Source organism: Marinifilum fragile JCM 15579 (genome assembly GCF_001310955.1).
GTDB classification, from domain to species: Bacteria; Bacteroidota; Bacteroidia; order Bacteroidales; family Marinifilaceae; genus Marinifilum; species Marinifilum fragile.
Window position 1 is genome coordinate 41,623 of record NZ_BAZX01000021.1, and the last position, 23,642, is coordinate 65,264.

Genomic DNA, 23,642 nt, shown 5'->3' on the forward strand with positions numbered 1-23,642 from the left:
TGCATGTCTGAATTAAAGAGTAAGACCATTAAGGGTGTTTTCTGGAGCTTTGTAGAAAAGTTTGGTAGTCAATTCATTCTTTTGATATCGCAAATTATTTTGGCCAGGTTGCTAGAGCCTCGAGATTTTGGTTTACTTGGAATGCTTGCCATTTTTATTGCGATATCGCAGGCCTTTATTGATAGTGGCTTTGATAATGCTTTGATTCAGAAAAAGAATGCTGATCAGACAGATTTTTCAACGGTATTCTTCTTTAATATTAGCATAGGAATTGTTCTTTACCTGATATTGTTTTTTGCAGCTCCTTTGATTGCTAGTTTTTTTAGAACTCCTGAATTAGTGGATCTTACAAGAGTAGTTTGTTTGATTTTGGTGGTCAACTCTTTTGGTTTGATTCAATTCGTAAAGTTCAAGATCGACATGAATTTTAAAGCCATTGCACAAGTTGTTGTAGCAGCAAATATTCTGTCGGCAATAGTGGGAATTAGTTTGGCATTATTGAACTTTGGAGTATGGGCTTTGGCTGCGCAGGTAATGGGTATATATGTATTTAGAACCCTATTGTTTTGGATCAAGAGTTCCTGGCGACCAAGTTTGGTATTTTCAATCAAATCATTTAAAGGTTTATTCAATTTTGGATCGAAGTTGTTGTTGTCAGGATTGATTAGTCAGACATTTGAAAATATTTATTTGCTGGTAATTGGTAGAATGTTCTCTGCTATAGCATTAGGTTTTTACGATCAGGCCAAAAAGTTTCAGCAAGTACCCGTTGCTACATTAGCACAGGTTGTTGGCAACGTTACATTTCCTGCTTTTTCAAAAATTCAAGATGAGGATGAACGCCTTCGAATGGGGTTTAGAAAACTCATTAAGCTTTTGGTCTTTATCAATTTCCCATTGATGATTGGATTGGCTGTAATGGCTGAACCATTGTTCTCAATTGTTTTGGGTGAAAAATGGATGCCCTCTGTTCCTTATTTTCAACTCTTGTGTATTGCAGGTATGATCTACACATTGCACTCATCAAACTTGAATATTCTTAAGGTAAAAGGACGATCAGATTTATTTCTCTACCTGGAAATCATTAAAAAAGTGTTTGTTGTAATGGCAATTATTATTGGTTTGCAATGGGGAATTATGGGATTAATTGTTGGACAAATAGTAACCTCTTTCATAAGTTTTTTTATCAATGCATATTATACGGGGAAATTAATTTTCTACTCAACCATCAACCAAATTAAAGACGTTGGTCAAACCTTTTTAATCACTCTTGTGACTGCCGCAGTTATGACTATTGGTTGGTTAATACAAAATCAGATTCTTTCACTCTCTTTTCAGATACTGGCAGGTATCGGAACATACCTACTATTGGCTTGTGCTACAAAACAAGAAGCAGTTAGCGATGGTATTTTAATTCTTAAAGAAATTATACCGACACGAAGATGGAAAAACGTAAAATATTAGTAACAAGACCTCAATTGCCACCTCTTAACGAGTTTATTCCTTTATTGGCTGACATTTGGGATAGCAGGTGGCTTACCAATAATGGAAAATATCATCAGGAATTTGAAAAGGCTTTGGCAAACTACCTGGGAGTTCCCTATGTTGTATTGTTTGCAAATGGCACCTTGGCTTTAATGGCTGCGCTACAGTGTTTAAGAATAAAGGGAGAGGTAATTACCACACCTTATAGCTTTGTGGCCACAACGCATTCATTATGGTGGAACGATATCAAACCTGTTTTTGTAGATATAGAGCCTGATTACTGCAATTTGGATCCAGAGAGAATTGAGGCTGCCATAACACCGGCGACTACAGCCATTCTTCCGGTTCATGTGTATGGTAATCCTTGTGAGGTAAACAAGATTCAAGATTTAGCAGATTACTATGGTCTAAAGGTAATCTATGACGCAGCTCATGCCTTTGGTGTTCGATTAAAGGGTTCAAGTGTTCTGAATTATGGAGATTTATCAATTGTTAGCTTCCATGCTACCAAGGTATTCAATACCATTGAAGGTGGAGCGATTATTTGTCATGATATCAAGACCAAGAAGCGATTGGATTACCTTAAGAATTTTGGAATTGCGAACGAAACTACAGTAATTGCTCCGGGGATTAATGCTAAGATGAACGAATTACAGGCGGCTTATGGATTGTTACAATTGAAATATTTTGATACGGTAATTGATGGACGAAAGCATATCACAGAAAAGTACAAACAGGGATTAGATAATATTCCTGGAGTAAGGTATTTGGATGAACCACAGGAGGTGGATTACAATTATTCTTATTTTCCAATATTCATTGATGAGTCGGAATATGGCAGAAGTAGAGATGATTTGTTTGAAGAATTAAAGAAACATGGAATTTATGGACGTAGATATTTTTACCCATTAATAAGTGAGTTTCCAACCTATAGAGGTTTGCCTTCGGCCAAAGGTTTAGACATTGCCTATGAAGTGTCAAGGCAGATTATTTGCTTGCCTTTGTATCCTGATTTGGCAGACGAAATTGTTGATTTGATCATTTCCATTATTTCAGAAATGGTACAAGTTGATTCAAATAAAGTACCAGTAAAGGTTCTGAAAACCTATAAGGAGAAAAGAAAATTCCCAAAAGAAAAATAAACGTATCTTATGGATAAGCCTTTGGTAAGTGTAAAAACCATAACCTACAATCACGAGAAATACATTGCTCAGTGTATTGAAGGAATCTTGAATCAGAAAACAGATTTTGATTTCGAATATATTATCGGCGAAGATTGTAGTACGGATAAAACAATGGATGTAATCCAAGAATATGCTGAGAAATATCCTGATATTATTCGAGTAATAACAAGTGAGCAAAATGTAGGTGCAACACGTAATGATCAGAGAACTGATGATGCTTGCAGAGGGAAATATGTTGCTTTTTGTGAGGGTGACGATTATTGGACTGATCCATATAAATTACAAAAGCAGGTTGATTTTCTGGAAGCAAATCCGGATTATGGATTGGTGCATACCAATTTTTCATGTCAAAAAGGAGATAAATTTTTAAAAGGAGTTAGGGATGGTAAAAATCTACCTAGTGGAAACGTTCTTTCAGATTTGATAAGAGGAAATCACATTGCCACAGCATCAGTTTGCATGCGAAATGATTTGTTGCAAACCATTCGAATTGGAGAACCAATCAGGAAGCACAACTGGAGAATGGGTGATTATCCTTTGTGGATAGAATCTGCAGCCAGGATGAAAGTTCATTATTTGGCCGATGATACCATTACCTATCGTATTCATGGAACCTCTGCTACTCATGGATTAGATGTGATGGGAGATTTTAGATTCTTTAGCGATCGATATGATATTAAGAGACACTACATCAGGAAGTTTGGATGTGAAGATTTAGAACCATTTATCAACAAGATGTATCATCGTGAATTGTTAAAGTTTGCCATCTTCTTGAAGGATGAGGGGTTGAGAGAAAAGTGTCTTCAGTATTTTAAGGATTCATCGGTTGGAGAAAGCTTTCCGTATTTGATGCTTTCGCAATATCCAATATTCGATCCGTTGTATTGCTTTGTATATGCTACTCGTAACAAACTTAAAATGGTAGTTTGATTTCATGAGATCAAGTTTGTATCAAAAATTGGAGAATCAGGCAAGAATCTGCGAATTTCCACTTCCTGGAAGTGTTGCGATTATTCAACCTTATGTATTTCCTTATTTGGGATATTTTCAATTGCTTCGCGCTGTTGAGAATGTAGTTTTTTACGATGATGTAAATTTTATTAAACGCGGCTGGATCAACAGAAATCAAATACTGGTGAATGGAAAGGAGTTCATGTTTACCATTCCTTTGCAAAAAGCAAGTCAAAACAGACTCATCAATGAAATTGAGCTGGTAGAAAAGCAATTGTTTATTCAAAAATTTCGTTATCAACTAAAGTTAGCATACACAAAAGCACCCTATTACCAAGATGTTATGGAGGTAATAGAATCTGTGTTTGTTGGGGATTATTCAAATATAGGAGACCTTGCCATTGTAAGTATTCTTGCGGTTTACAGGTATTTGAATATGGATTTGAACTGGATGAAATCATCCGAAGAGTTTCGTGAAACAAGAGGACAAGAAAAAGCCAATAGATTGATTAGTATCAGTAAAAGGCTTGCTTGTGATACCTATATCAATCCGGTTGGAGGAAAATCTCTTTACCACAAAGATTATTTTGCAAAGCATGGCATAGATTTGGGCTTTATAGAATCGGGAAAGATTAATTATAAGCAATTTGAAAATGATTTTGTTCCATATCTTTCAATCATTGATGTAATGATGTTTAATGACAAAGCCGCGGTGATAGAATTGTTGAACAATTTCAAAATCGGATGATTTAATTTCTGATCACATCATGCAAAACCAAACAAAAAAAATACTAATTCTTGGGGGAACCTCCTTTCAAATTCCTTGCATTAAATATGCAAAGGCCAAGGGCTTTCATGTAATTACTTGTGATTATAATCCAGATAATCCTGGACACAAATATTCCGATGAGTTTTATAATGTTAGCACCACGGATCTGAAGGGGGTTCTAAAATTAGGACGAAAGTTAGAAATAGATGGTGTTTTGGCTTATGCATCAGATCCTGCAGCACCTACAGCAGCTTATGTGGCAGAGAAAATGGGATTGCCAGGAAATCCATACAAGTCGGTTAAGACCTTATCTGAAAAAGATTTGTACAAAAGCTTTTTAAGATTAAAGAAATTTAATACGCCATCGTACGGAGCTTATGGAAGTTTGAAAGACTTTTCGGGTTCCAGTGATGAATTCAGGTATCCTATCATTGTAAAGCCAGTTGACTCTAGTGGGAGTAAAGGGATTAGTGCTGTAAATGACTTTTGGGAAATGGATAAGGCAATTGATTATGCCATGAAATTCTCTCAATGTAAAAGGTTTATTGTAGAAGAGTTTATTGAAAAGAAATATCCGCAATTGGATGGAGATATTTTTGTTTATGATGGTAAAATTATTGCCTACTATTTAGGAGATCAGAGGAACGATGTTGAGGTAAACCCGTTTGTTCCTTCAAGTATTAATTATCCATCCTTGTTACCAGAACACATTCATGCTAAAATTCAATCGGAGTTGCAGCGAGCTATTGATTTACTGAAAATAAAGTTTGGTGGCTTTAATATTGAAGTGATTGTAGATGAAAATGATGAGGTGTTCCTGATTGAGATTGGTGCGAGAAATGGAGGCAATTGTATTCCGGATATCATTAAATGTGCCAGTAATGTTGATATGATAAAAATGAGCGTGGATGCTTGTATGGGAGAAGAGCCAAGAATCCACAACCGTAAGGATATTGATAAGTTTTATTCAACTTATGTAATTCATTCCAATAGGGATGGAAAATTTAAATCGGTTAAGGTTCATGAAAATATAAGCGACTATGTTCTTGACATCAGGTTGATGGTTGAAAAGGGTGGAGATGTCTTCAAGTTTAAGGGTTCGAACTGTACAGTTGGAATTGGGCTACTTGAATTTCCAAACCTTGAGATACGCAACGAAATGATGGATAAGATTGAAGAATTTATAGCAGTTGAACTCGAATAGGATATGGTTAGGGCGATTGGTGGATATTTCGAGTTGGAAAACCGATTCGAATCGGAGTACTATCCGAATTTAATTCGTTTAAATACCGGACGAAACTGCCTGGAATACATCCTAAGAGCTCGAGAATATAAAAAAATCTATTTGCCTGAATATTCTTGTGATGCAGTCATGGAACCCATTTTAAAATTGGGACTGGAATATGAGAAGTATCCAATTAATATGCAATTGGAACCAGATCAACTCATTTATCCAGAAAAGGATGAGGCCTTTTTGGTAATCAATTACTTCGGATTAAAAGGGAGATATGTGAATTTTTTGACAAGGCGTATGCACAATTTAATAGTGGACAATTCTCAGGCTTTTTTTGAAGTGCCAGTGCAAGGCTTCGATACCTTTTATTCAGCAAGAAAATTTTTTGGAGTAAGCGATGGAGCCTATTTGAGTACCGATAGTGCACCATATATGGATTTTAAGCAAGAGATATCCTGGAAAAGAAGTGAGCACTTGTTGCGAAGACTGGAGAATGGTCCTAATGATGGATATCCGGCATTCAAAAGAAATGAAGAGTATTTGTGTGGGCAGGAGATAAAGTTGATGTCGGATTTAACCTACAGAATTCTATCGAGTATTGACTATGCTGCTGTTAAAAGTAGAAGGAATCGCAATTTTCAATACCTACACTTAAAGTTGAAAGGATACAATGGCTTAAGCATTAATGATGCAGATATTGATGGACCAATGGTTTATCCTTTTTATGTGGAAAATGATGATTTACGAAAAGAATTGATGCTGCAGGAAATCTATACTGCAAGCTATTGGCCAAGTGTAATCCAAAATGTAGAATCGGATAAACTAGAATATAAATTGGCCAAATATCTGATTCCACTTCCTGTAGATCAGCGCTACGGATTATTAGATATGGATAGGATTTGTAAATTGATTATACAATTGTTGAAGCAATGAAGTATATCGAAATCGCATTTTGGTTTCTCATCTTTTTTGTAGCCTTTTACCTAAAAGGATTTACAGTTGGTGGACAGGAGATGGTTTACTTGTGGAAACTGCCTTTACTGTTGTTCTTGATCTCGCGAGTGGTTGGTCAGGAAACAAAGCATGCCTTTCTGGTTTTGGCTTACTTGTTTGCAGCTAAGAATTTGGTGAATGTATCATTCTTTAAGTTTCCCGTAGACTCAATTATAAATTTTATAAAGTATCTAACCATACCGGTTTTTGTTCATTGGATTTACCTAAATATTAATAGTGCAAGTGCTTTAAAAAAGTTAAGGTTAGTGCCTGTTTACATGGCAGCCTTTTTTATCATGTGCAACATACCCTACTATTTGGGAGTGTTTGCTGCACCAGTAACCACAATGTTGTGGATGGAGGACACACAAATTGATGGATTAATTGGAATGCTCGGAGCACCACATTATACCTCTGCAGTACTGGCAGTTGCAAGTGTTGTGCTTCTTGATTTTGTGGCTAATAAAAGAGGGAACTTAAAAGTGAATCTTATAGTGATTCCCATCCTGATTATAGGTGTGTTTTTTCTTTTTAAAACCTATACAAGAACAGGTTGGATGATGTTTTTGGTTGGTGTTATTGTTTTATTTGCCAGAAAAGTATCTTTTAAAAACTTAGGCAAAATTGCTGCTTTTGGAGTGCTGATGGCAATTGGTTTGTCGGTATTGTTTCAAACCAACGAGGGATTTCGAAGAAGGATCATGGATGATCGAGCGGGGCAGGAAGACAAATCGGCTTATGAAACAGTTGGATCAGGGCGATTGCAAATTGCTGAAATATACATTACTAATTTGTATCAGAGTAATTTTGTGACCTACTTGTTTGGTATGGGAATGGAAGAATCGCAACGACGATATGAAAAGAAAGATGGCATGCCTTTGTTTGCACACAATGGATTTATTCAAACTTTAGTTGACAATGGAATTATTGGTTTCATTTTGTATATGTTATTTCTGATCACACTCTATAGGGCCATTGCAGGGGCCGAAAGTAGTCACAATCAATTGACAATGGCGATGTTTTTTATGTTTCTGTCATGTTTGGCTACTCAGCAAGCCAATTATTTTCTGGTGGATGTATTTCTGTCCATTTATATTGGAATAGCTTGATTGAATCAAGGGTAAATCGTTATATCGATTTTAAAAAGAAATCTGACATCTACAAAAACATGAAACCCTCATATCCTGTCTACAAAAGATAAGATCAAATAAATGTATAGCTTTAGTTTAATTACATTAGAAGACCTTCAGAAGATTGAGTACTCCAGTAAGTTTCCGGGGACTCAGACTTCTTGGATTGCAGATTGGTATCATACATTCAAAAAGCATAACGATAATCATTTTGGGCTTGATAAAAAAGCTTACATCATTACTGCTTATGAGGGAAATAAGTTAGTTGCCATTGTACCCTTAATGAGGCTCACGCGAACCTATTTCAAATACTTTAAGTTGCAGTTTCTTGAATTTCTTGGGCAGCAATGGTCGGGAATGGGGCATGATATAATAGTAATCGGTAAGCTGGAAGCTGGTTTTGTTGATGCGTTGTTTTATTGGATCAAAAGAAATATTTCCTATCATTTTTTATTTCTTAAATATCTTCCATCAAATAGTAGGTTAAAATCTAAGTTTCGTTTTTATCAATATGCTGGCGCTCCGTTTGTTCAAACATCTTCTTTTTCAGATTACGAAAAATTTCGATTAAATGTGTACTCCAGAAAATTCAGAGAAGATCTTCGAAGAACCTATAGAAGAATTAAAAGAGATGGTTTTAAAATGGAGGTAGAACAACATGAAATTGATGAATACAGTTTAGCGGCCATAAGGAATATCTCGGCAAGTAAAACTACTGATGGGAAAAGTGATTTGTATGAAAACAAACTCAAAGAAGATTTTCATTTAAAGATATACAGGCAGAATCCATCAAAAGTGGTTTTTATAAAGTTTAATGGTGAAGCTGTAGCTTATGGTACTTTGATAGATATTAATGGACAAAGGATTGGTGTTGACTCTGCTTTTGATAGAAGATTCAGAAAATACGGTGTTGGAATTCATTGTATTGATCAAGTAATTCGTAGTGGATTTGAAGACAATGTTGAAAAATTATCATTCGGATTAGGAATGGATACCTATAAATTTCAGTTTACCAATTGTATTGAAGAATTTTTCATGTGCTATGACTTTAAAATCAGATTGAAGTCATTGTTGGTATTGCCTTATTTTCATTACCGTATAAAAAAAATGAATCAGGATGTTTCTGCGGTCATGGAGAGAAATAAGCAGCAAGCAAAAACTGCATCAGAGCATAATAAAACCTCTAATGACAAATTCAATTTTGTTGAAAGTGTTGAGATATAGATTTATTATACGCAAAGAAGTTTAATGCCCTAAGTTCTAATGTATCGTTTCCAAACCATTTCGATTGAAGAACTCAAAAATTTTGAATACAACACCAATTGTCCTAGTTGTAGATTCGAATGGATTTATAGTTGGTATCAGGTTTTTGAGAAAGTGGAAAACAATATTGTTGGGTTTAAAAAGAAGCCCTTCATCATTCTTGTTTATAAGGAGGAGAAGTTAACTGCGATTATTCCTTTATTAAAATTAGTGAGGATATACTTTAAGTTTATTCGCATATCCTTTCTTGAATTTTTTGGTCAACAATGGTCTAGCTTAGGGAATGATATTTTGATTATTGAGGAAGTTGATAAACTGTTTTATCGTGAATTGAGGCATTGGATCAGGAAAAACATTTCCTATGATATCATTTTTCTAAAGTACATACCAAAGCAGTCCGAATTGGTAAAGTGTTTCCGATTGTTTCATTATTCAGTAGCTCCTTGTGTACAATTAAATCGATATGAAGAATATCAGGATTTTAATAAAGAAGTATACTCCAAAAAGTTTAGAGAAGAACTTAAACGTACCGCAAGAAAGTTGGCAAGAGAAAATTTGGAATATACTATAGAGGTTAGAGCGGTTAGTAAAGAAAATTTAAAATTGATCAAGCATATCTCAAAATCAAAGGAGATAGATGGCAAAAGTTTTTTATATGGAAACTTCGAAAAAGAAGCCTTTCATTTAAGTATTTATGAGAGTTTTCCATCTCAGATAATATTGCTAAAGCTCAATGATGAGATTGTTGCCTATTCTACTTCAATTGATTGGCAAGGAAAGCGATTGGCAATTGACTCATCCTTTAATAGAAGATTTCGAAAATATGGTATTGGGATTCACTGCGTAGATTCTTTTATCAGGAATGCATTTGATGATAAGATGAAGAAATTATCATTGGGTATGGGACATGATTCTTACAAGTTCAGGTTTTGTGACGATATGGATCAATTTTTTATGTGTTTTGATTACAAAATCAGTTGGAAATCTTTATTGGCTTTGCCCTACATTAAGTATAGATTGATCAAAACTGACAAAGAGATTCTAGCAAAAAACCAAAAGATATCCGCAATCATAGAAAAGAATAAGCAAAAGAGTAGAATCAAGGAAGACTTAAAAATAAAACCGAACCATCAAACCTCTAATAATAAAACAAATATTACTGAGCGAGTTGAAATGTAGAATGGTATTATCCTAAAGAGTTTAAACCCTAAAATCTAATGTATAATTTTAAAACCATTTCAATTAAAGAACTTGAGAACCTGGAATATAAAGCAAATTTTCCTAGCAATAGATTCGAATGGATTTATAGTTGGTATGAGGTTTTCGAGAAAGTAGAAAACAATGTAATAGGCTATCAGAAGCAAGCTTATATTGTTACTGCTTATGAGAACAACCAATTGGTTGCCATTATTCCTCTTGTTAAGCTAATTCGTAAGTTTTGTAAATGTATAAAGCTTGAATTTGTTGAGTTCCTTGGACAGCAATGGTCTTGTATTGGACATGATTTAATCGTACTCAAAGAATTAGATTCTGGTTTTATTAAGCAGCTTCTTAGCTGGATCAAAAAGAACATTCGTTATCATTTCATTTTTTTCAAATATGTTCCTAAAAAATCGATTCTGACAAAAGACTTTAAAATGTATCGATACTCGGGAGCTCCCATGATTTGTATTTCGGATTACAGAGATTACAATGAGTTTGCTGAAAAGGTTTATGCAAAGAAGTTTCGGAAGAAGTTAGACAGAACCTTACGAAAGATTGAAAAAGATGGATTTCGTTTAAGTCTGTCCTACGAGGAAATCAACACATCTAATTTTGAGACCATTAAGAGAATTTCCAAATCTAAAATGCTGGATGGAAAAAGTTTTGTATATGATGATGTAAACAAGGAAAAGTTTCATAAAAGTCTTTACAGTAAGTTTCCGTCGCATGTGATGTTCGCCAAGTTTAATGATTACCCGGTTGCCTACGTGGCAAATATAGATTGTGATAATGCAAGGATTGCCATTGATTGTGCTTTTGATCGCGATTATAGAATTTATGGAGTAGGTGTTCAGTGCATGGATTGTAACATTCGAAAGTCATTTTCGCTGAACAAGGAGAAATACTCTTTCGGAGTTGGCATGGATGTATATAAATTCCAGTTCACAAAAACTGCAATGCCATTTTACATGTGTTTCGGACTGCAGAATCGACTGAAGTCATTTATAGCAAAGCCATTTGTTTTATATAGAGCAAAGAAATCAGATGAAAAAGCCAAACAGGAATTTGAAGGAGTAGAAGAATTCGTATGAAAAAACTAATTGCCAACATATTGGGATACCTATTGCTGTTGATATTTGGTAAAACCGCTATAAAGCAGTTCGATAAGCAAGTACTATCCATCTATTTTCACGATCCTTCGCTTTTCCTTTTTGAAGGAATAATCGGTTTTTTGCTTTCGAAAGGTTTCAGGTTCATTTCGGAAGAAGAATATTTTCAGATCATAAGTGGAGAGAAAGATACAGAAGGAAGAACTGCCTTTATTTCCTTTGACGACGGCTGGAAGGGCAATTTAAGATTGATTCCGGTTCTTGAGAAATATCAAATACCAGCAACTTTCTTTATTCCCGTTCGACCTGTAATGACTGGAAATTTTTGGTGGGAGTATGCAGCTAAAGTGGTAGAGGAAAATCAGGAATTTAAATCTGTTGAAGAACTGAAGAAATTGACAAATCATAGTAGGATGCAGTTAATTAGAGGTGCAGCTGCAAGATATGAATTAAAGAGATCATGTATTGAACTGTCAGAATTAAAACGCTTGAGTGAAAATCCATTCATTACAATTGGATCTCATACCTATCATCATCCGATTACCATAAAATGTTCGGATGAGGAATTGGAATTTGAGTATCGTGAATCTAAAAAAGCATTGGAAGAGTGGTTGTCAGTTGAAATTAATTCGTTTTCCTTTCCCAATGGTGACTATAACCAAAGAGATTTGGCCTTACTGAAGAAGTATAATTACAAGATGGCTTTTACTGTGAATCCTGAATTGAATTCGAATTTCATCTCAGAGTTCCAGATTCCAAGAGTCTCCATCAATTCAAATGGAGGAAAATATGAGAACATTGCGCGCATGCTTCGGGTTTGGCACAAATTTGTTCAGCCGCTGCAGCAAAAGCAAGCATTGCTATTCAAACCTAAATTATCAGGGAGTTAAAATTATTTAATCGGATGAAAGAGGTTCTATACATAGCGCCGGGGAATCAGAATTCGAAAGGGGGAATTGGATTGTGTGTAAACAATTATTCAAAACACATGTCCGACTTTAAGGTTTTGGTTACGCATCGGTTTACATCCAAATTGATGAATACTTTGTGGTTCCCGATTTGCATTGTAGAGTTGTTGTGGATCCTGATTAAAGATCGGGATATTAAAATTCTTCACATTCATGGAGCATCGAAAGGTAGTTTTTACAGGAAATACATTTTGTATGCATTTGCGAGAGCCTTTTCCAATAAGAAAATCATCTATCACATACATGGAGGAGGGTTTCGGGACTTTTTCCTGGGATCATCAAAGTTTATACAGCGTAGAATTCGATATGTAATTAATACTGCAGACCTGGTGATCTGCTTGTCGGAAAAATGGAAGCATTTTTACACCAGTGCCTTTAAGCCGAAACAGATTAGAATCTTAAATAACATGATTCTTCCGCCGCTTAACACGGAAAGAAAGCCATCCAATGATAAATTTAGATTGTTATTCCTGGGATTAATTGGAGATAACAAAGGCATTTTCGACTTGATTAAGATTATTGCAAAAAACAGGAAGCAATTTGAAGATAAACTGGAGCTTGTTATTGCCGGGAATGGGGAAGTAGATCGATTGACCAATACCATTTCGAAATGGAAGGTGCAGAAAATCGTTCATTTTAATGGTTGGGCCAACAAAGAAATGAAAGAAGAGTTGTTTCGGTCATCAGATGCATTTATTCTGCCATCCTATAAAGAAGGTTTGCCTTTGTCAATACTGGAAGCCATGAGTTATGGTTTGCCTATAATATCAAGTAAAGTGGGAGGAATTCCAGATCTCATTCACAAAGGGAAAAATGGAATACTTGTGGTTCCCGGTAATCAAAGAGCCATTAAAAATGCAATCGTTAAGTTGATGACGAACCAAGATCTTTGCGAAAACTACTCACAAAATTCAACAAGAGCAGTTGTTGATTTTTATCCAGATCGTGTATTAAAATCATTATTCTCAATCTACCATGAACTACAGGGGAATAAGGGATTACTTTTTGAGCAAAATTAAATTCGGTATCGGATTTGAAAGGGAATTGAAAAGAATAAAGGAGCTATACTCAATTAGTGAATCCCAATTATCAGAATTAAAAAACAAAGAATTTGTAAAGCAATATCGAAATGCCTACCTAAACTCCAAGTTCTACAATGAGCTATATCGAAAGCATGGCTTAAGTGTACATTCGGTAAAATCGATCGACGACGCAGAGAAAATACCAATCATTACAAAAGATGATATTAGGCATCGTGTTGATGATTTGTTGACGACAAACCGTTTGTTTGTATACAAGGCCTTCACAAGTGGAACAACAGGTTCGCCTTTAAAACTGTATCGCGATTATCAGTCGGTTTGTAAGGAATACTCCTACGGATACTATTTTCAGAATATCCATGGATACAAGCTAGGCGATAAGGTGATATCCATAAAAGGAGATTTGGACAAGGATGAAATTTCAAGATATGACAAGTCGTTGAATACATTGCATCTATCGAGCTATAACCTGAACGAGAAGAACATCCTAAAGTATTATGAATTGATTAAGGAGTTTGAACCCAAAGTGGTTAAGGCTTATCCTAGTTCGTTGCAGATTTTATCGACAGAATTGTACAAAAAAGGATTGGATTTGTACATTCCGATTGCATTTACTTCATCTGAAGTTTTGCACGATTGGCAAAGACGAATTATTGAAAGGGTACTACATGCCAAAGTGATTGATTGGTATGGAAATTCGGAGCAAACCATTGCTTTGGGACAGGTAAAAGAAAATCTGTATCAGGATGTTCCACTGTATGGGCATATTGAGGTGAAAGAAAATCACATCATCACTACGGGATTCATCAATAAATCATTCCCACTAATTCGTTACCAGGTAGATGATATTATCAAGTTAAAGTGTGATGCGAGTTGTATTCGTTGTTGTACCGAAAGAATCATGGGGCGCGACAATCAATATGTAAGGTTAAAGAATGGACAGCAGGTTGGTTTGCTCGATCATGCCTTTAATTTCAGCAACATTAAAAATATCCTTGCTGCACAAATTGTTCAGAAAGTGCCAGGTGAAATCGATTTGAATATTATACCTGATTACAATTTTACAGAGCAAAACAAAGCAGAATTGCTAAAGAACCTCACACAATTGGTAACCGAAGATTGTAAGATTCATTACAATGAGATCAGCGAAGATCAGATCATAAAAACAAAGACTGGTAAATTTAACTTGATGGTTTCCTACTTGGATACCAAGGAGAAGGATGCTACTGCGAAAGAGATTTTAAAGGAGATAGAGTCGAGTTGAAAGTTACCATCGTTACAAGTAACAAGTTTCAAGAGAGAGCTGATTGGGATCTTGAAGTTGTGGTTAATTTATTGAAAACATGCCAGTACAGTTAATTAAGGATTTGATTGCCTATAAAATAAAATATGGCAGAGCATTCGAGCGTGAATTGCGTAGGATTATTGAGCTGGATCAAATGTCTGTATCTGAGATTTTAGAATTGAAAAGTCAGGAATTTGTAAAGCAATATCGAAATGCCTTTTCCAATACCGAGTTTTATAAACAACTATACAAAAAGCATGGATTGCATCTTTATTCAGTAAAAAATTTGACCGATAAGAACAAACTGCCAGTTATTTCGAAAGCAGATGTTCGTGATTATGCCAAAGAGATGCTGGCGAAATCAAAATTGTGTGTATTTAAAGCTTATTCGAGTGGAACAACCGGTACACCATTGCAGGTTTACAGAGATTTTTCATCTACAATAAAAGAGTATGCTTACGGTCACTTTTTTCAGCAAATGCATGGTTATCATTTAGGAGATCCAGTAGTATCCTTACGAGGAACTTTAGACCGAAATACTTTTTCCTATTTTGATAAGAGCAATAATGTATTGTATTTGTCATCTTATCATTTAAAGGCTGAAAGAATTGATGAATACTACAAATTGATTAAGGATTTTAATCCTAAGGTAATCAAAGCCTATCCAAGTTCCATGCACATTTTGGCTACAGAATTGCATAAGAAAGATTTGAATTTAGACATTCCGATCGCATTTACATCATCAGAGGTGTTGCATGGATTTCAGAAAGAAATTGTTGAGAGAACTCTGAATACAAAAATATATGATTGGTACGGTAATGCAGAACAAACAGTAGCATTGGGGCAGTTCGAAGATGAATTGTACCGGGAATTTCCATTGTATTCTCATACAGAGTTTGAAGATGATCATTTGATTACCACAAGTTTTATTAACACAGCTTTTCCATTGATCCGTTATCGTGTAGATGATGTGGTACAATTGGCCAATTGTAATAATGGAATTTGTGTTATCAAAAAGATTGAAGGCAGGGATGATGATTACATTGTTTTAAATGATGGACAACGAATTGGTAGACTTGACTTGGCCTTTAAGCAAGCTAGAAATTTGTTGGCCGCACAAATTATTCAGGATGAACCTGGCATTATTCGGGTTAACCTAATTCCGGATAAGAGATTTGACAAAGGAGATTTGGATGTTGTAGAATCGAACTTGCGTGATTTGCTTGGGAATGATTGCCTGATTCGTTTTGATAAAATAGAAACAGATCAGTTGATTAGAACAGAGAAGGGGAAATTTAATCTTGTGGTTTCTCAATTAAAGGAGAAGCGTAAGAAATGATCAGTTAAGGAATTAAAATACAGCGGGCCATCATATTCTATCATTAATACCAATGAAAAATTACTCTGAGAAAATATTAGTTGTGGGTGCAGGACCTCAGGCCTTGTTTTTGGTGCGTGAATTTAGTCGTCTGAATTACCATGTAATTCTGGTTGGCAAGAAAAATGAAATTGCCATGTACTCGAAGTATGCTGAGAAAAAAGCGATTAGCAGTGAGGAACATTTGGTATTGGAGCTTAATTCGTTGGCAAACACTTATCCCAAGCTAAAAGCCTATATCGCCAGTGGATTTTATTTGGCTTTCCTGATGAATCACTTTCCACGTTTCTTTCAGTTGTACCAAGTGATGCCAGGACATAAAGTATCGCTAGAACAATTGATGACCAAAAGCAAAACTTACGAACTGGCAAAAAATGGGGAGGTGTTGTTTCCCCAAACCCATTTGTTGGAGGATGTAGAAAATCAGAAATTGGTGAATCAACTCAATTATCCGCAAATCGTGAAATGGAACAAGGATATCTTTCTATTTACCAAACCAAGGTTTAAAACTCAATTGATTAAGAATGTAGCAGAAATGATTGACCTGCTTAAAATATTAAGTGAGCAGGAAAAGACATCGCTCATAAGCCAGGATTTTTTAGGTGCCGATTTAAAAAACAATTTTTCCTATGGTGCATATGTGGACGAAGGAAAGGTGAAGTTGGACATTTGTGTGAATGAGGTTCGTCATTTCCGATCGGGAGTTTCATCGGTGGTTGAGGAATATGTTGGGGACTATGCCCAGGAAATAAAACGACAAGCAGAGGCGGTTCTGCATCAAACAAAGTTTACAGGATTTCTGGATGTTGAATTTAAACTTAGAGATGGAAAATTGTATTTGCTTGAAGTGAACCCTCGACCTTTTGGTTTCATTAAAATCATGAAGAAGAAATATCCCGAGTTGATTCCTTATGTAATAGGGCTTAAGTTGATTGCTTATAAAAATCCAAAACCTGTGAAATGGATTAATGTGCTTCGTGATTTGGTATTGATATTTAAGAATCCAAGTGAGGCCGTTCACATGTTAAAAGTTCTGTTCGACTTTAATAAGAGAACTTTCGATGTTTGGGATATTCATGATCCATTGCCATTCTTTTATCAGCTGAAGAGGTAGTTAATGCGCGCATAATTAATGATTAACGGTTTATTAAGGATGTGAGTGGAATAAACATGAAACAGCCATGTTAAAGCATAAAACGGCAATGTTAAAGGTTAAAACGTAGATGTAAAAGGAAGAAACGGCTGCGTTAAAGGATGAAACGGCTGTGTTAAAGGAAGAAACGGCAATGTAAATGAATGAAACAAGCTTGTAAATGTAAGAAACGCATGGTGAAAAGGACCAAGCGAGAGATGAAATGAAACGGATTGGATTGTAAATAGATCCAGCGGGAGATGTAATGTAATGGTTGGGTGTGTAAATGTATTGGTTGGCTTGTGAAGTGCAATGGTTTGTAGTGTTAATGTACAGGTTCGAATTTGAAGTGTAATTGAGGTTGAGTGTAAGATAATGTGTTTTAGGAGTAAGGTTACAGAGATTGTCCATTGAGAATAAGAATATGCAGGAATGATATCGTTGTGTTTGACATTAGATTATGAGCTGTTTGGATCGGGAAGAGGTAATGTGTTTACCCACATTATAGAACCTACCAACCGCTTGCTCGCCATTTGTTCTAAGTATGGAATGAAACTTACCATATTCTTCGAGGTGGTTGAGTATTGGAAACTGAAGGAAGTTTATGAGAGCGGTGAGTCGATGGGATACGAAAGAAATCCTGCCGAAGCCATGGCAAATCAGATAAAGAAAGCTCATCAGTTAGGTCACGATATTCAATTGCATATTCATCCACAATGGGTTGATGCCCGGTATCAGAATGGAGAGTGGAATTTGAATTTGGATTACTGGAGGTTGCCGGAAGTTCCGGATCATGCCAATGAGCAGATCAGTATGGGCTTGAATGAACTGATTCGAAAAGGAAAAGAGGAATTGGAGGGGATTCTTCAACCCATAAATCCTGATTACAAATGCAATGTGTTGCGGGCAGGTGGCTACAATATCGATCCATCGGAACGCTTGTTGAAAACATTAAAAGAGAATGGATTTATAGCCGATAGCTCCGTTTATTATGGCGGCAAAGCGGAGAGTGAGCTGTCGAAATACGATTATACCCGTGTAAAGAAGGATGTTCCTTATTGGTTTGCCAATGGTTCTTTACTAACTGTAGGCAATAATCAAAAGGAGTTTTTGGAAATGCCTGTATTTGCAAAAAATATCAGAAGAATTTTGAAATACGATTTGGTTAGGATTCGCTCTGCTTTAAAGAACAAGGCAAACTCAATTGAAAAGTTTAAGAACAACAGTTCAAAAAAATCGAAATGGGAAACCATTAGATTTTTAATGGATAAAGAAGCCGTTACCTGGGACTTTTGCCTGTTCTCGAAATCAAAAATGCGGAAATTTCTTAACGAGGCTACAAAGATTAATAAAAGTTCCAATTCATCCTTTCATCCTTTTGTATTGGTGGGACATCCGAAAGATTTCTATTACTCAGATGCTATTGATTTTTTGGCAAATAGAGTATCGGGAGGTAAGTTAAAGTTCTTCACTATTGGTGAGGCGATTACGCACATAAAAAAGCTTGTATAATTGAATTTTAAGGTATGTAAATTATTGAATTGTATTATTTGTCCTCTAGTCGGACTGGCTTTTCATTTTTGTCTTGACACAAAAACGAAACAAAAAAGTCAAGGCGACCTAAAAAAAGTAATCGATCAATTTGCCGTTACTAAGTTCGGCCGGGTGATCTTTGAACAAGTTCTCAGCTTCCCGGTCTCCCTAAGCAACAGCTTCTATATCTATCACTTTTATTAGTATGCCATGAAGAGCAAATCATATAGGAGCTAGATTACCCATTAAAATCAAACAGACCCCTTAAACAAATAATCATGATAGCACAAAGTCTCGAAAAACTTCGAGTATATATAGAAGACCAAGAATACAAAGGTTGGGATCCTTATGACGGATTAAACTCCAAACTTTTTCAGTCGATTCCTTTTTTGAATAAGAGTCGACTAATGAGGTTGATATGGATTCAGGCCTTTAAGAGAAATCCAATGAATTTCCGGGATCTTGCAGGGATTAAGAAAGCTTATAATCCCAAAGGTCTTGGTTTATTTCTAAGTGGTTATTGTAAGCTTTATCAGCTTGATCGCACACAGGAGGTAAGATCCCGGATCCTTTTTTTAAGCAAGAAAATATTGGAATTACAGTCAACCGGATGGTCGGGGGCATGCTGGGGTTACAACTTCGATTGGCAAGCCAGGGCATTTCTTCAGCCCAAAGGAACACCTTCGGTTGTAGTGACTTCTTACGTTACCAACGCTTTGCTGGATGCCTACGAAATTTTATGTGATAAAGAATTGCTGGAAACAGCCATTAGCGCAAAAGATTTTATTCTGAATGATTTACATCGTACTTACGATGGGAATGGAGATTTCTGCTTTTCCTATTCACCGCTGGATGAGACAAGTGTATTTAATGCCTCATTACTGGGAAGTAAAACATTAGCTCGAATTTATTCTATTACAAATGATGAAGCATTGGCAGAAGAAGCAAAAAAATCAGTTCAGTTCAGCATTAATTATCAGCATACAGATGGTTCCTGGGCATATGGAACCTTACCGTATCATCAATGGATTGATAATTTCCATACTGGATTTAACCTGGAAGCCTTAGCCGATTATCAGAAATATACTGAGGATAAATCATTCCATGAGAATATTGAAAAAGGACTGGAATATTATTTGAATCATTTCTTTACGGAAGAGGGAATTCCAAAATATTTTAACAATTCAACTTACCCTGTAGACATCCATTGTCCGGCACAGTTGCCAATTACTCTCAGTAAGACTGGTGCTTTTCAATCAAAGCAGGAATTGATAGATCGAGTATTGAATTGGACCATACAAAACCTGCAAAGTTCTGAAGGATATTTCTATTTCAGAGCAGGAAAGAACTTTAAAACCAAAATTCCATACATCCGCTGGGCTCAGGCCTGGATGTTTTTGGCCTTATCAACCTATTTATTAGAAACCTTAAAAACACCGGAATATGAGAAAGCGGATTACAATAATGAATTCGCCGGTTGATGTTTTAACAATGCGCGAGACCATTGATATTATAGATGATTCTATTCGCGAAAAGAAATCAATTCAACACATTGTAGTTAATGCTGCCAAGTTGGTTCATATGCAAGAGGATGAGGAATTGTATCAGTCGGTAGTTGATAGTGATATTATTAATGCTGATGGAATGGCAGTGGTTTGGGCTGCGAGTTTGTTGGGTAAACCATTGCCTGAACGTGTGGCAGGAGTTGATTTAATGCAAGAACTGGTAATTCTTGCTTCTGAAAAAAAGTATAAGATTTTCTTTTTTGGAGGAAAAGAAGAGGTAGTTGCCGAAGTGGTTAGGAAATATACATCAGTTTTTGGAAAGGATATTATAGCAGGATATCGCAACGGATATTTTAAAAAAGAACAGGAAGCCAATATCGCCGTTCAAATTGCAGAATCGAAAGCGGATATCTTGTTTGTTGCCATTAGTTCACCAATCAAAGAGATTTTTTTGAATACCTATAAAAATCAACTGAAAGTGCCATTTATTATGGGTGTTGGAGGATCGTTTGATGTAGTTGCAGGAAAAGTAAAAAGAGCTCCTGTATGGATGCAAAAAGTAGGTCTGGAATGGTTCTACAGATTCATGCAAGAACCTGGGAGGATGTGGAAAAGATACTTGGTGACCAATTCGTTATTTATTTACTATGTGTTGAGAGAGAGGTTGAAAACAATTTTCAGTAAACAGTTGCGCGAATAAATAGATATGCAATCCATTAATTTCCAATTTCTCCCCTTTTAGGGTATCCCGAAAGCTTTTGCGTAGGCGACAGCCAGAGGGGTGTGTTCTTTTATTTCACCCTTTTCCCTGTCGGGATTTGGTTCACATTTCTTAATAGTTTTAATATTGAGTTCACGAGCTTCGCTTCGCTACGGTTCCCTATGAAAAGGGAAAAGTTCAACTTGAAAATACTATCCTCAATTCATCTGTAACTAATTAATATGCCATTTCACTTTTGCATTTAAGGAGTAGATTTCAGAACCGATATAGTGGGATAAACATAAACAATATAAAAACAACCATAAATAAATTCACTTTAAAACCTTAAATAAACCAAGAATGATTAAAGGAAGAGAAAAAACATTAGCAAGGATAAGTAGCATTGTTCAGGTTGCCTTATCCCTGGGCTGCTATTGGTTTGTTGCTTGGGCAACAAACAATTATTTGCGGCCCGTTGAAATTGCTGCTCACGATACCAATATTGTTTATTTAATGATTATCGCAATATGGTACACACTTATTAAGGAATTCAATTTGGGGAAAATGCTAAGGGTAAAAACCTATTCCGAATTGTTTGCCGAGTATTTTGCAATGGTATTTATCAGTTCAGGCTTGTTGTATTTAGGAAGCTTGTTTTTAACCGATACCGTTCCTGTATTAATTCTGGCATTGTTTGCCTGTTTGAATATGGCCGTCTTGTTCAGCTTCAGAATGATGAGCTATACCATATTCAAAAAAATTAGAGGGAAAGGATACAACACGCGTAATGTATTGATTGTAGCTGATGATGAATCATACCTGCACTTTATTGATAGAATGCTTTTTATTCGCGATTGGGGATATCGTGTTTGGGCAATCATGTCGGATGGGAAGCACATTAAAAACAAATACGATTCTCACGTAAGAGTACTGCATGAGCATTTTCAATTGAATGAGATTATTGATGCCAATGTTGTGGATGAGGTAATTTACTGTAAGGGAAAATTCAATAATGACGAAGTGCGTGCTTTAATCTATGCTTGTTCAGAAGTTGGAGTAACCTTTAGGGTATATTCGGAGCTTTTAAGTGTGGTTAGTATGCGTTCTCATTTGACTTATTTTAAGGAACTTCCGTTTTTGACATTTGCAAACAATACAAAAAACTACTTTGCTTTAAAGGTGAAGGAGATTCTCGATTTTGTATTCTCATTTTGCATTGTAGTATTAATTTCTCCAGTGTTACTAGGAATAGCCATTGCAATTAAAATTGAGGATGGAGGTTCGATATTTTTCAAGCAAGAAAGAGTTGGTTTAAACGGACGGTTGTTCAAGTGTTTAAAGTTTAGAACAATGGTTGAGAATGCAGAAGCTCTTCGAGTGAAGCTGGAAAATATGAATGAACAATCGGGACCTGTTTTCAAGATTAAAAACGATCCTAGAGTTACTCGTGTGGGAAGGTTTCTACGCAAAACTTCACTGGATGAACTCCCACAATTCTTTAATGTATTAAAAGGAGAGATGTCGATTGTAGGTCCTCGTCCTCCAATTCCTTCTGAAGTGAAGCAGTATCAACGTTGGCAAAGACGCCGCTTGAGTATGAAACCTGGAATTACTTGTATCTGGCAAGTTTCAGGAAGAAACAACATTCCATTCGAGGAGTGGATGAAATTAGACATGATCTACATAGATACCTGGTCGTTAAAGCTGGATTTAATGCTTTTCCTTAGCACCATTAAAGTGGTTTTAACAGGGGATGGACAGTAATCAGTAAACAGTTATTAGTTACTCTATAAATATTAAGCTACCCAAGTTTTCTTTAAGAGGTAGTATTTCTGCAAACAGAGAGAATTAAATAAGATCTCCTGTAATTTACTCTCTCAACTCTTTTTGTAAGACATTCTTTCTTACAAGTGTGATCAGGTAATTCCTGATTCATAATTTATTCCTGATAGCTATCGGGACTGAAATAAATAAAAAACCAAGACCATGAATAGAAAATTAATTACCCTTATGAGCCTTGTTATAGTAATGGGTCTCATTTCCTGTCGATCGAATAAAGATCTCGTGTATTTGCAAGATGTTGATGCTGAAGTTTTGGCTCCAGAATTCGTGTCAAAGGTACCTGAGTACAAGATTAAAACCAACGACAACCTATTCGTTAGTATAAAGTCAATGAATCCAGAGATTAGTCAGCTTTACAATCCTGCTCAGGCCATAGGAAGTCAACAAGGAACACAAAACCTTTACAGTCAATTGCCTGATCAGTATTTGAATGGATACCAGGTTGATTCCAATGGAAACATATCCTTACCTATACTTGGAAGTATAGGTGTTGCAGGATTAACACAAAGAGAAGCTCAGGCAAAAGTTCAAGAACATGCCGATGAGTATTTGAAGGATGCAAGTGTAAAAGTGAAGCTTCTGAATTTTAGGGTGACTGTTATGGGAGAAGTAACAACTCCCGGAGTATACTACAATTATAACAGTAGCCTGAGTATTCTTGAAGCAATAAGCATGGCCAACGGAATTACAGATCATGCGAAAATAAACAGGGTATTGGTAATCAGAACCAGCAATGAGGAAAGCAAAACATTCCGATTGGATTTATCGAATAAGAATTTTCTAAAATCGGAAGCCTTCTTTATTCAGCCCAACGATGTAATTTACGTTGAGCCTCATAAGATTAAGAATACTGATATGAACTCAAATATATACAGTTTGTTACTTTCAACAGTATCAACCGCTGTACTGATTACCAGTTTAATAATTTCCAATTAAGA

At 35.8% G+C, this 23,642-nt stretch carries 20 protein-coding genes; all 20 read left to right on the forward strand.

Annotated elements, in window-relative coordinates; translation table 11 throughout:
- Positions 1 to 3: 3 nt before the first annotated feature.
- The 20 genes from JCM15579_RS14360 to JCM15579_RS14455 all read left to right on the forward strand — a co-directional run bounded on the left by JCM15579_RS14360 (position 4) and on the right by JCM15579_RS14455 (position 23,640).
- Positions 4 to 1,464: an MOP flippase family protein gene (locus tag JCM15579_RS14360; RefSeq protein ID WP_054721137.1), complete on the forward strand. Its 1,461-nt coding sequence runs from the start codon at positions 4 to 6 to the stop codon at positions 1,462 to 1,464.
- The gene (locus tag JCM15579_RS14365) at positions 1,443 to 2,627 is read left to right on the forward strand and encodes a DegT/DnrJ/EryC1/StrS family aminotransferase (protein ID WP_054721138.1); all 1,185 of its coding nucleotides are present in this window, start codon (positions 1,443 to 1,445) and stop codon (positions 2,625 to 2,627) included. The genes JCM15579_RS14360 and JCM15579_RS14365 overlap by 22 nt, the downstream gene beginning before the upstream one ends.
- Before the next feature lie 9 nt (positions 2,628 to 2,636).
- Positions 2,637 to 3,599 carry a glycosyltransferase gene (locus JCM15579_RS14370; protein ID WP_054721139.1) on the forward strand — a complete coding sequence of 321 codons (963 nt, stop codon included), beginning with the start codon at positions 2,637 to 2,639 and terminating at the stop codon, positions 3,597 to 3,599.
- A 4-nt stretch (positions 3,600 to 3,603) separates the two neighbouring features.
- On the forward strand, positions 3,604 to 4,368 hold the full coding sequence (locus JCM15579_RS14375; RefSeq protein ID WP_054721140.1) for a WbqC family protein: 765 nt from the start codon (positions 3,604 to 3,606) through the stop codon (positions 4,366 to 4,368).
- Between the two features lie 19 nt (positions 4,369 to 4,387).
- Entirely contained in the window at positions 4,388 to 5,593 is a 1,206-nt protein-coding gene (locus JCM15579_RS14380; protein WP_054721141.1) for an ATP-grasp domain-containing protein, read from the forward strand.
- A 3-nt stretch (positions 5,594 to 5,596) separates the two neighbouring features.
- On the forward strand, positions 5,597 to 6,556 hold the full coding sequence (locus JCM15579_RS14385) for a hypothetical protein (RefSeq protein WP_054721142.1): 960 nt from the start codon (positions 5,597 to 5,599) through the stop codon (positions 6,554 to 6,556).
- On the forward strand, positions 6,553 to 7,725 hold the full coding sequence (locus JCM15579_RS14390; RefSeq protein ID WP_054721143.1) for an O-antigen ligase family protein: 1,173 nt from the start codon (positions 6,553 to 6,555) through the stop codon (positions 7,723 to 7,725). Before JCM15579_RS14385 ends, JCM15579_RS14390 begins: the two co-directional genes overlap by 4 nt.
- Before the next feature lie 102 nt (positions 7,726 to 7,827).
- Positions 7,828 to 8,970: a GNAT family N-acetyltransferase gene (locus JCM15579_RS14395; RefSeq protein WP_054721144.1), complete on the forward strand. Its 1,143-nt coding sequence runs from the start codon at positions 7,828 to 7,830 to the stop codon at positions 8,968 to 8,970.
- 39 nt (positions 8,971 to 9,009) lie between these two features.
- Positions 9,010 to 10,188, forward strand: a complete 1,179-nt coding sequence (locus tag JCM15579_RS14400; protein WP_054721145.1) for a GNAT family N-acetyltransferase — start codon at positions 9,010 to 9,012, stop codon at positions 10,186 to 10,188.
- Between the two features lie 38 nt (positions 10,189 to 10,226).
- Complete coding sequence (locus tag JCM15579_RS14405; RefSeq protein ID WP_054721146.1) at positions 10,227 to 11,303, forward strand: GNAT family N-acetyltransferase; 1,077 nt, start codon at positions 10,227 to 10,229, stop codon at positions 11,301 to 11,303.
- Positions 11,300 to 12,211, forward strand: coding sequence for a polysaccharide deacetylase family protein (locus JCM15579_RS14410; RefSeq protein ID WP_054721147.1), 912 nt, complete (start codon positions 11,300 to 11,302; stop codon positions 12,209 to 12,211). Before JCM15579_RS14405 ends, JCM15579_RS14410 begins: the two co-directional genes overlap by 4 nt.
- Before the next feature lie 14 nt (positions 12,212 to 12,225).
- Positions 12,226 to 13,308 carry a glycosyltransferase family 4 protein gene (locus tag JCM15579_RS14415; protein WP_054721148.1) on the forward strand — a complete coding sequence of 361 codons (1,083 nt, stop codon included), beginning with the start codon at positions 12,226 to 12,228 and terminating at the stop codon, positions 13,306 to 13,308.
- Positions 13,295 to 14,593 (forward strand): phenylacetate--CoA ligase family protein, encoded by a 1,299-nt coding sequence (locus JCM15579_RS14420; protein WP_157471491.1) that lies wholly within the window; start codon positions 13,295 to 13,297, stop codon positions 14,591 to 14,593. Before JCM15579_RS14415 ends, JCM15579_RS14420 begins: the two co-directional genes overlap by 14 nt.
- 79 nt (positions 14,594 to 14,672) lie before the next feature.
- Positions 14,673 to 15,953: a phenylacetate--CoA ligase family protein gene (locus tag JCM15579_RS14425; RefSeq protein WP_054721150.1), complete on the forward strand. Its 1,281-nt coding sequence runs from the start codon at positions 14,673 to 14,675 to the stop codon at positions 15,951 to 15,953.
- 52 nt (positions 15,954 to 16,005) lie between these two features.
- Positions 16,006 to 17,106, forward strand: a complete 1,101-nt coding sequence (locus JCM15579_RS14430; protein ID WP_054721151.1) for a hypothetical protein — start codon at positions 16,006 to 16,008, stop codon at positions 17,104 to 17,106.
- Positions 17,107 to 17,556: 450 nt separating this feature from the next.
- On the forward strand, positions 17,557 to 18,636 hold the full coding sequence (locus JCM15579_RS14435; RefSeq protein WP_157471492.1) for a polysaccharide deacetylase family protein: 1,080 nt from the start codon (positions 17,557 to 17,559) through the stop codon (positions 18,634 to 18,636).
- A 299-nt stretch (positions 18,637 to 18,935) separates the two neighbouring features.
- Entirely contained in the window at positions 18,936 to 20,138 is a 1,203-nt protein-coding gene (locus JCM15579_RS14440) for a prenyltransferase/squalene oxidase repeat-containing protein (protein ID WP_054721153.1), read from the forward strand.
- Entirely contained in the window at positions 20,101 to 20,862 is a 762-nt protein-coding gene (locus JCM15579_RS14445) for a WecB/TagA/CpsF family glycosyltransferase (protein WP_054721154.1), read from the forward strand. Before JCM15579_RS14440 ends, JCM15579_RS14445 begins: the two co-directional genes overlap by 38 nt.
- Positions 20,863 to 21,222: 360 nt before the next feature.
- On the forward strand, positions 21,223 to 22,626 hold the full coding sequence (locus JCM15579_RS14450; RefSeq protein WP_054721155.1) for a sugar transferase: 1,404 nt from the start codon (positions 21,223 to 21,225) through the stop codon (positions 22,624 to 22,626).
- A 222-nt stretch (positions 22,627 to 22,848) separates the two neighbouring features.
- Positions 22,849 to 23,640, forward strand: coding sequence for a polysaccharide biosynthesis/export family protein (locus tag JCM15579_RS14455; protein WP_054721156.1), 792 nt, complete (start codon positions 22,849 to 22,851; stop codon positions 23,638 to 23,640).
- Positions 23,641 to 23,642: the final 2 nt, after the last annotated feature.

What these genes read in the sequence shown, in the direction of transcription:
- JCM15579_RS14360 (WP_054721137.1), top strand. Translation starts at nt 4, where the DNA reads ATGTCTGAATTAAAGAGTAAGACCATTAAGGGTGTTTTCTGGAGCTTT.
- JCM15579_RS14365 (WP_054721138.1), top strand. Translation starts at nt 1,443, where the DNA reads ATGGAAAAACGTAAAATATTAGTAACAAGACCTCAATTGCCACCTCTT.
- JCM15579_RS14370 (WP_054721139.1), top strand. Translation starts at nt 2,637, where the DNA reads ATGGATAAGCCTTTGGTAAGTGTAAAAACCATAACCTACAATCACGAG.
- JCM15579_RS14375 (WP_054721140.1), top strand. Translation starts at nt 3,604, where the DNA reads ATGAGATCAAGTTTGTATCAAAAATTGGAGAATCAGGCAAGAATCTGC.
- JCM15579_RS14380 (WP_054721141.1), top strand. Translation starts at nt 4,388, where the DNA reads ATGCAAAACCAAACAAAAAAAATACTAATTCTTGGGGGAACCTCCTTT.
- JCM15579_RS14385 (WP_054721142.1), top strand. Translation starts at nt 5,597, where the DNA reads ATGGTTAGGGCGATTGGTGGATATTTCGAGTTGGAAAACCGATTCGAA.
- JCM15579_RS14390 (WP_054721143.1), top strand. Translation starts at nt 6,553, where the DNA reads ATGAAGTATATCGAAATCGCATTTTGGTTTCTCATCTTTTTTGTAGCC.
- JCM15579_RS14395 (WP_054721144.1), top strand. Translation starts at nt 7,828, where the DNA reads ATGTATAGCTTTAGTTTAATTACATTAGAAGACCTTCAGAAGATTGAG.
- JCM15579_RS14400 (WP_054721145.1), top strand. Translation starts at nt 9,010, where the DNA reads ATGTATCGTTTCCAAACCATTTCGATTGAAGAACTCAAAAATTTTGAA.
- JCM15579_RS14405 (WP_054721146.1), top strand. Translation starts at nt 10,227, where the DNA reads ATGTATAATTTTAAAACCATTTCAATTAAAGAACTTGAGAACCTGGAA.
- JCM15579_RS14410 (WP_054721147.1), top strand. Translation starts at nt 11,300, where the DNA reads ATGAAAAAACTAATTGCCAACATATTGGGATACCTATTGCTGTTGATA.
- JCM15579_RS14415 (WP_054721148.1), top strand. Translation starts at nt 12,226, where the DNA reads ATGAAAGAGGTTCTATACATAGCGCCGGGGAATCAGAATTCGAAAGGG.
- JCM15579_RS14425 (WP_054721150.1), top strand. Translation starts at nt 14,673, where the DNA reads ATGCCAGTACAGTTAATTAAGGATTTGATTGCCTATAAAATAAAATAT.
- JCM15579_RS14430 (WP_054721151.1), top strand. Translation starts at nt 16,006, where the DNA reads ATGAAAAATTACTCTGAGAAAATATTAGTTGTGGGTGCAGGACCTCAG.
- JCM15579_RS14435 (WP_157471492.1), top strand. Translation starts at nt 17,557, where the DNA reads ATGATATCGTTGTGTTTGACATTAGATTATGAGCTGTTTGGATCGGGA.
- JCM15579_RS14440 (WP_054721153.1), top strand. Translation starts at nt 18,936, where the DNA reads ATGATAGCACAAAGTCTCGAAAAACTTCGAGTATATATAGAAGACCAA.
- JCM15579_RS14445 (WP_054721154.1), top strand. Translation starts at nt 20,101, where the DNA reads ATGAGAAAGCGGATTACAATAATGAATTCGCCGGTTGATGTTTTAACA.
- JCM15579_RS14450 (WP_054721155.1), top strand. Translation starts at nt 21,223, where the DNA reads ATGATTAAAGGAAGAGAAAAAACATTAGCAAGGATAAGTAGCATTGTT.
- JCM15579_RS14455 (WP_054721156.1), top strand. Translation starts at nt 22,849, where the DNA reads ATGAATAGAAAATTAATTACCCTTATGAGCCTTGTTATAGTAATGGGT.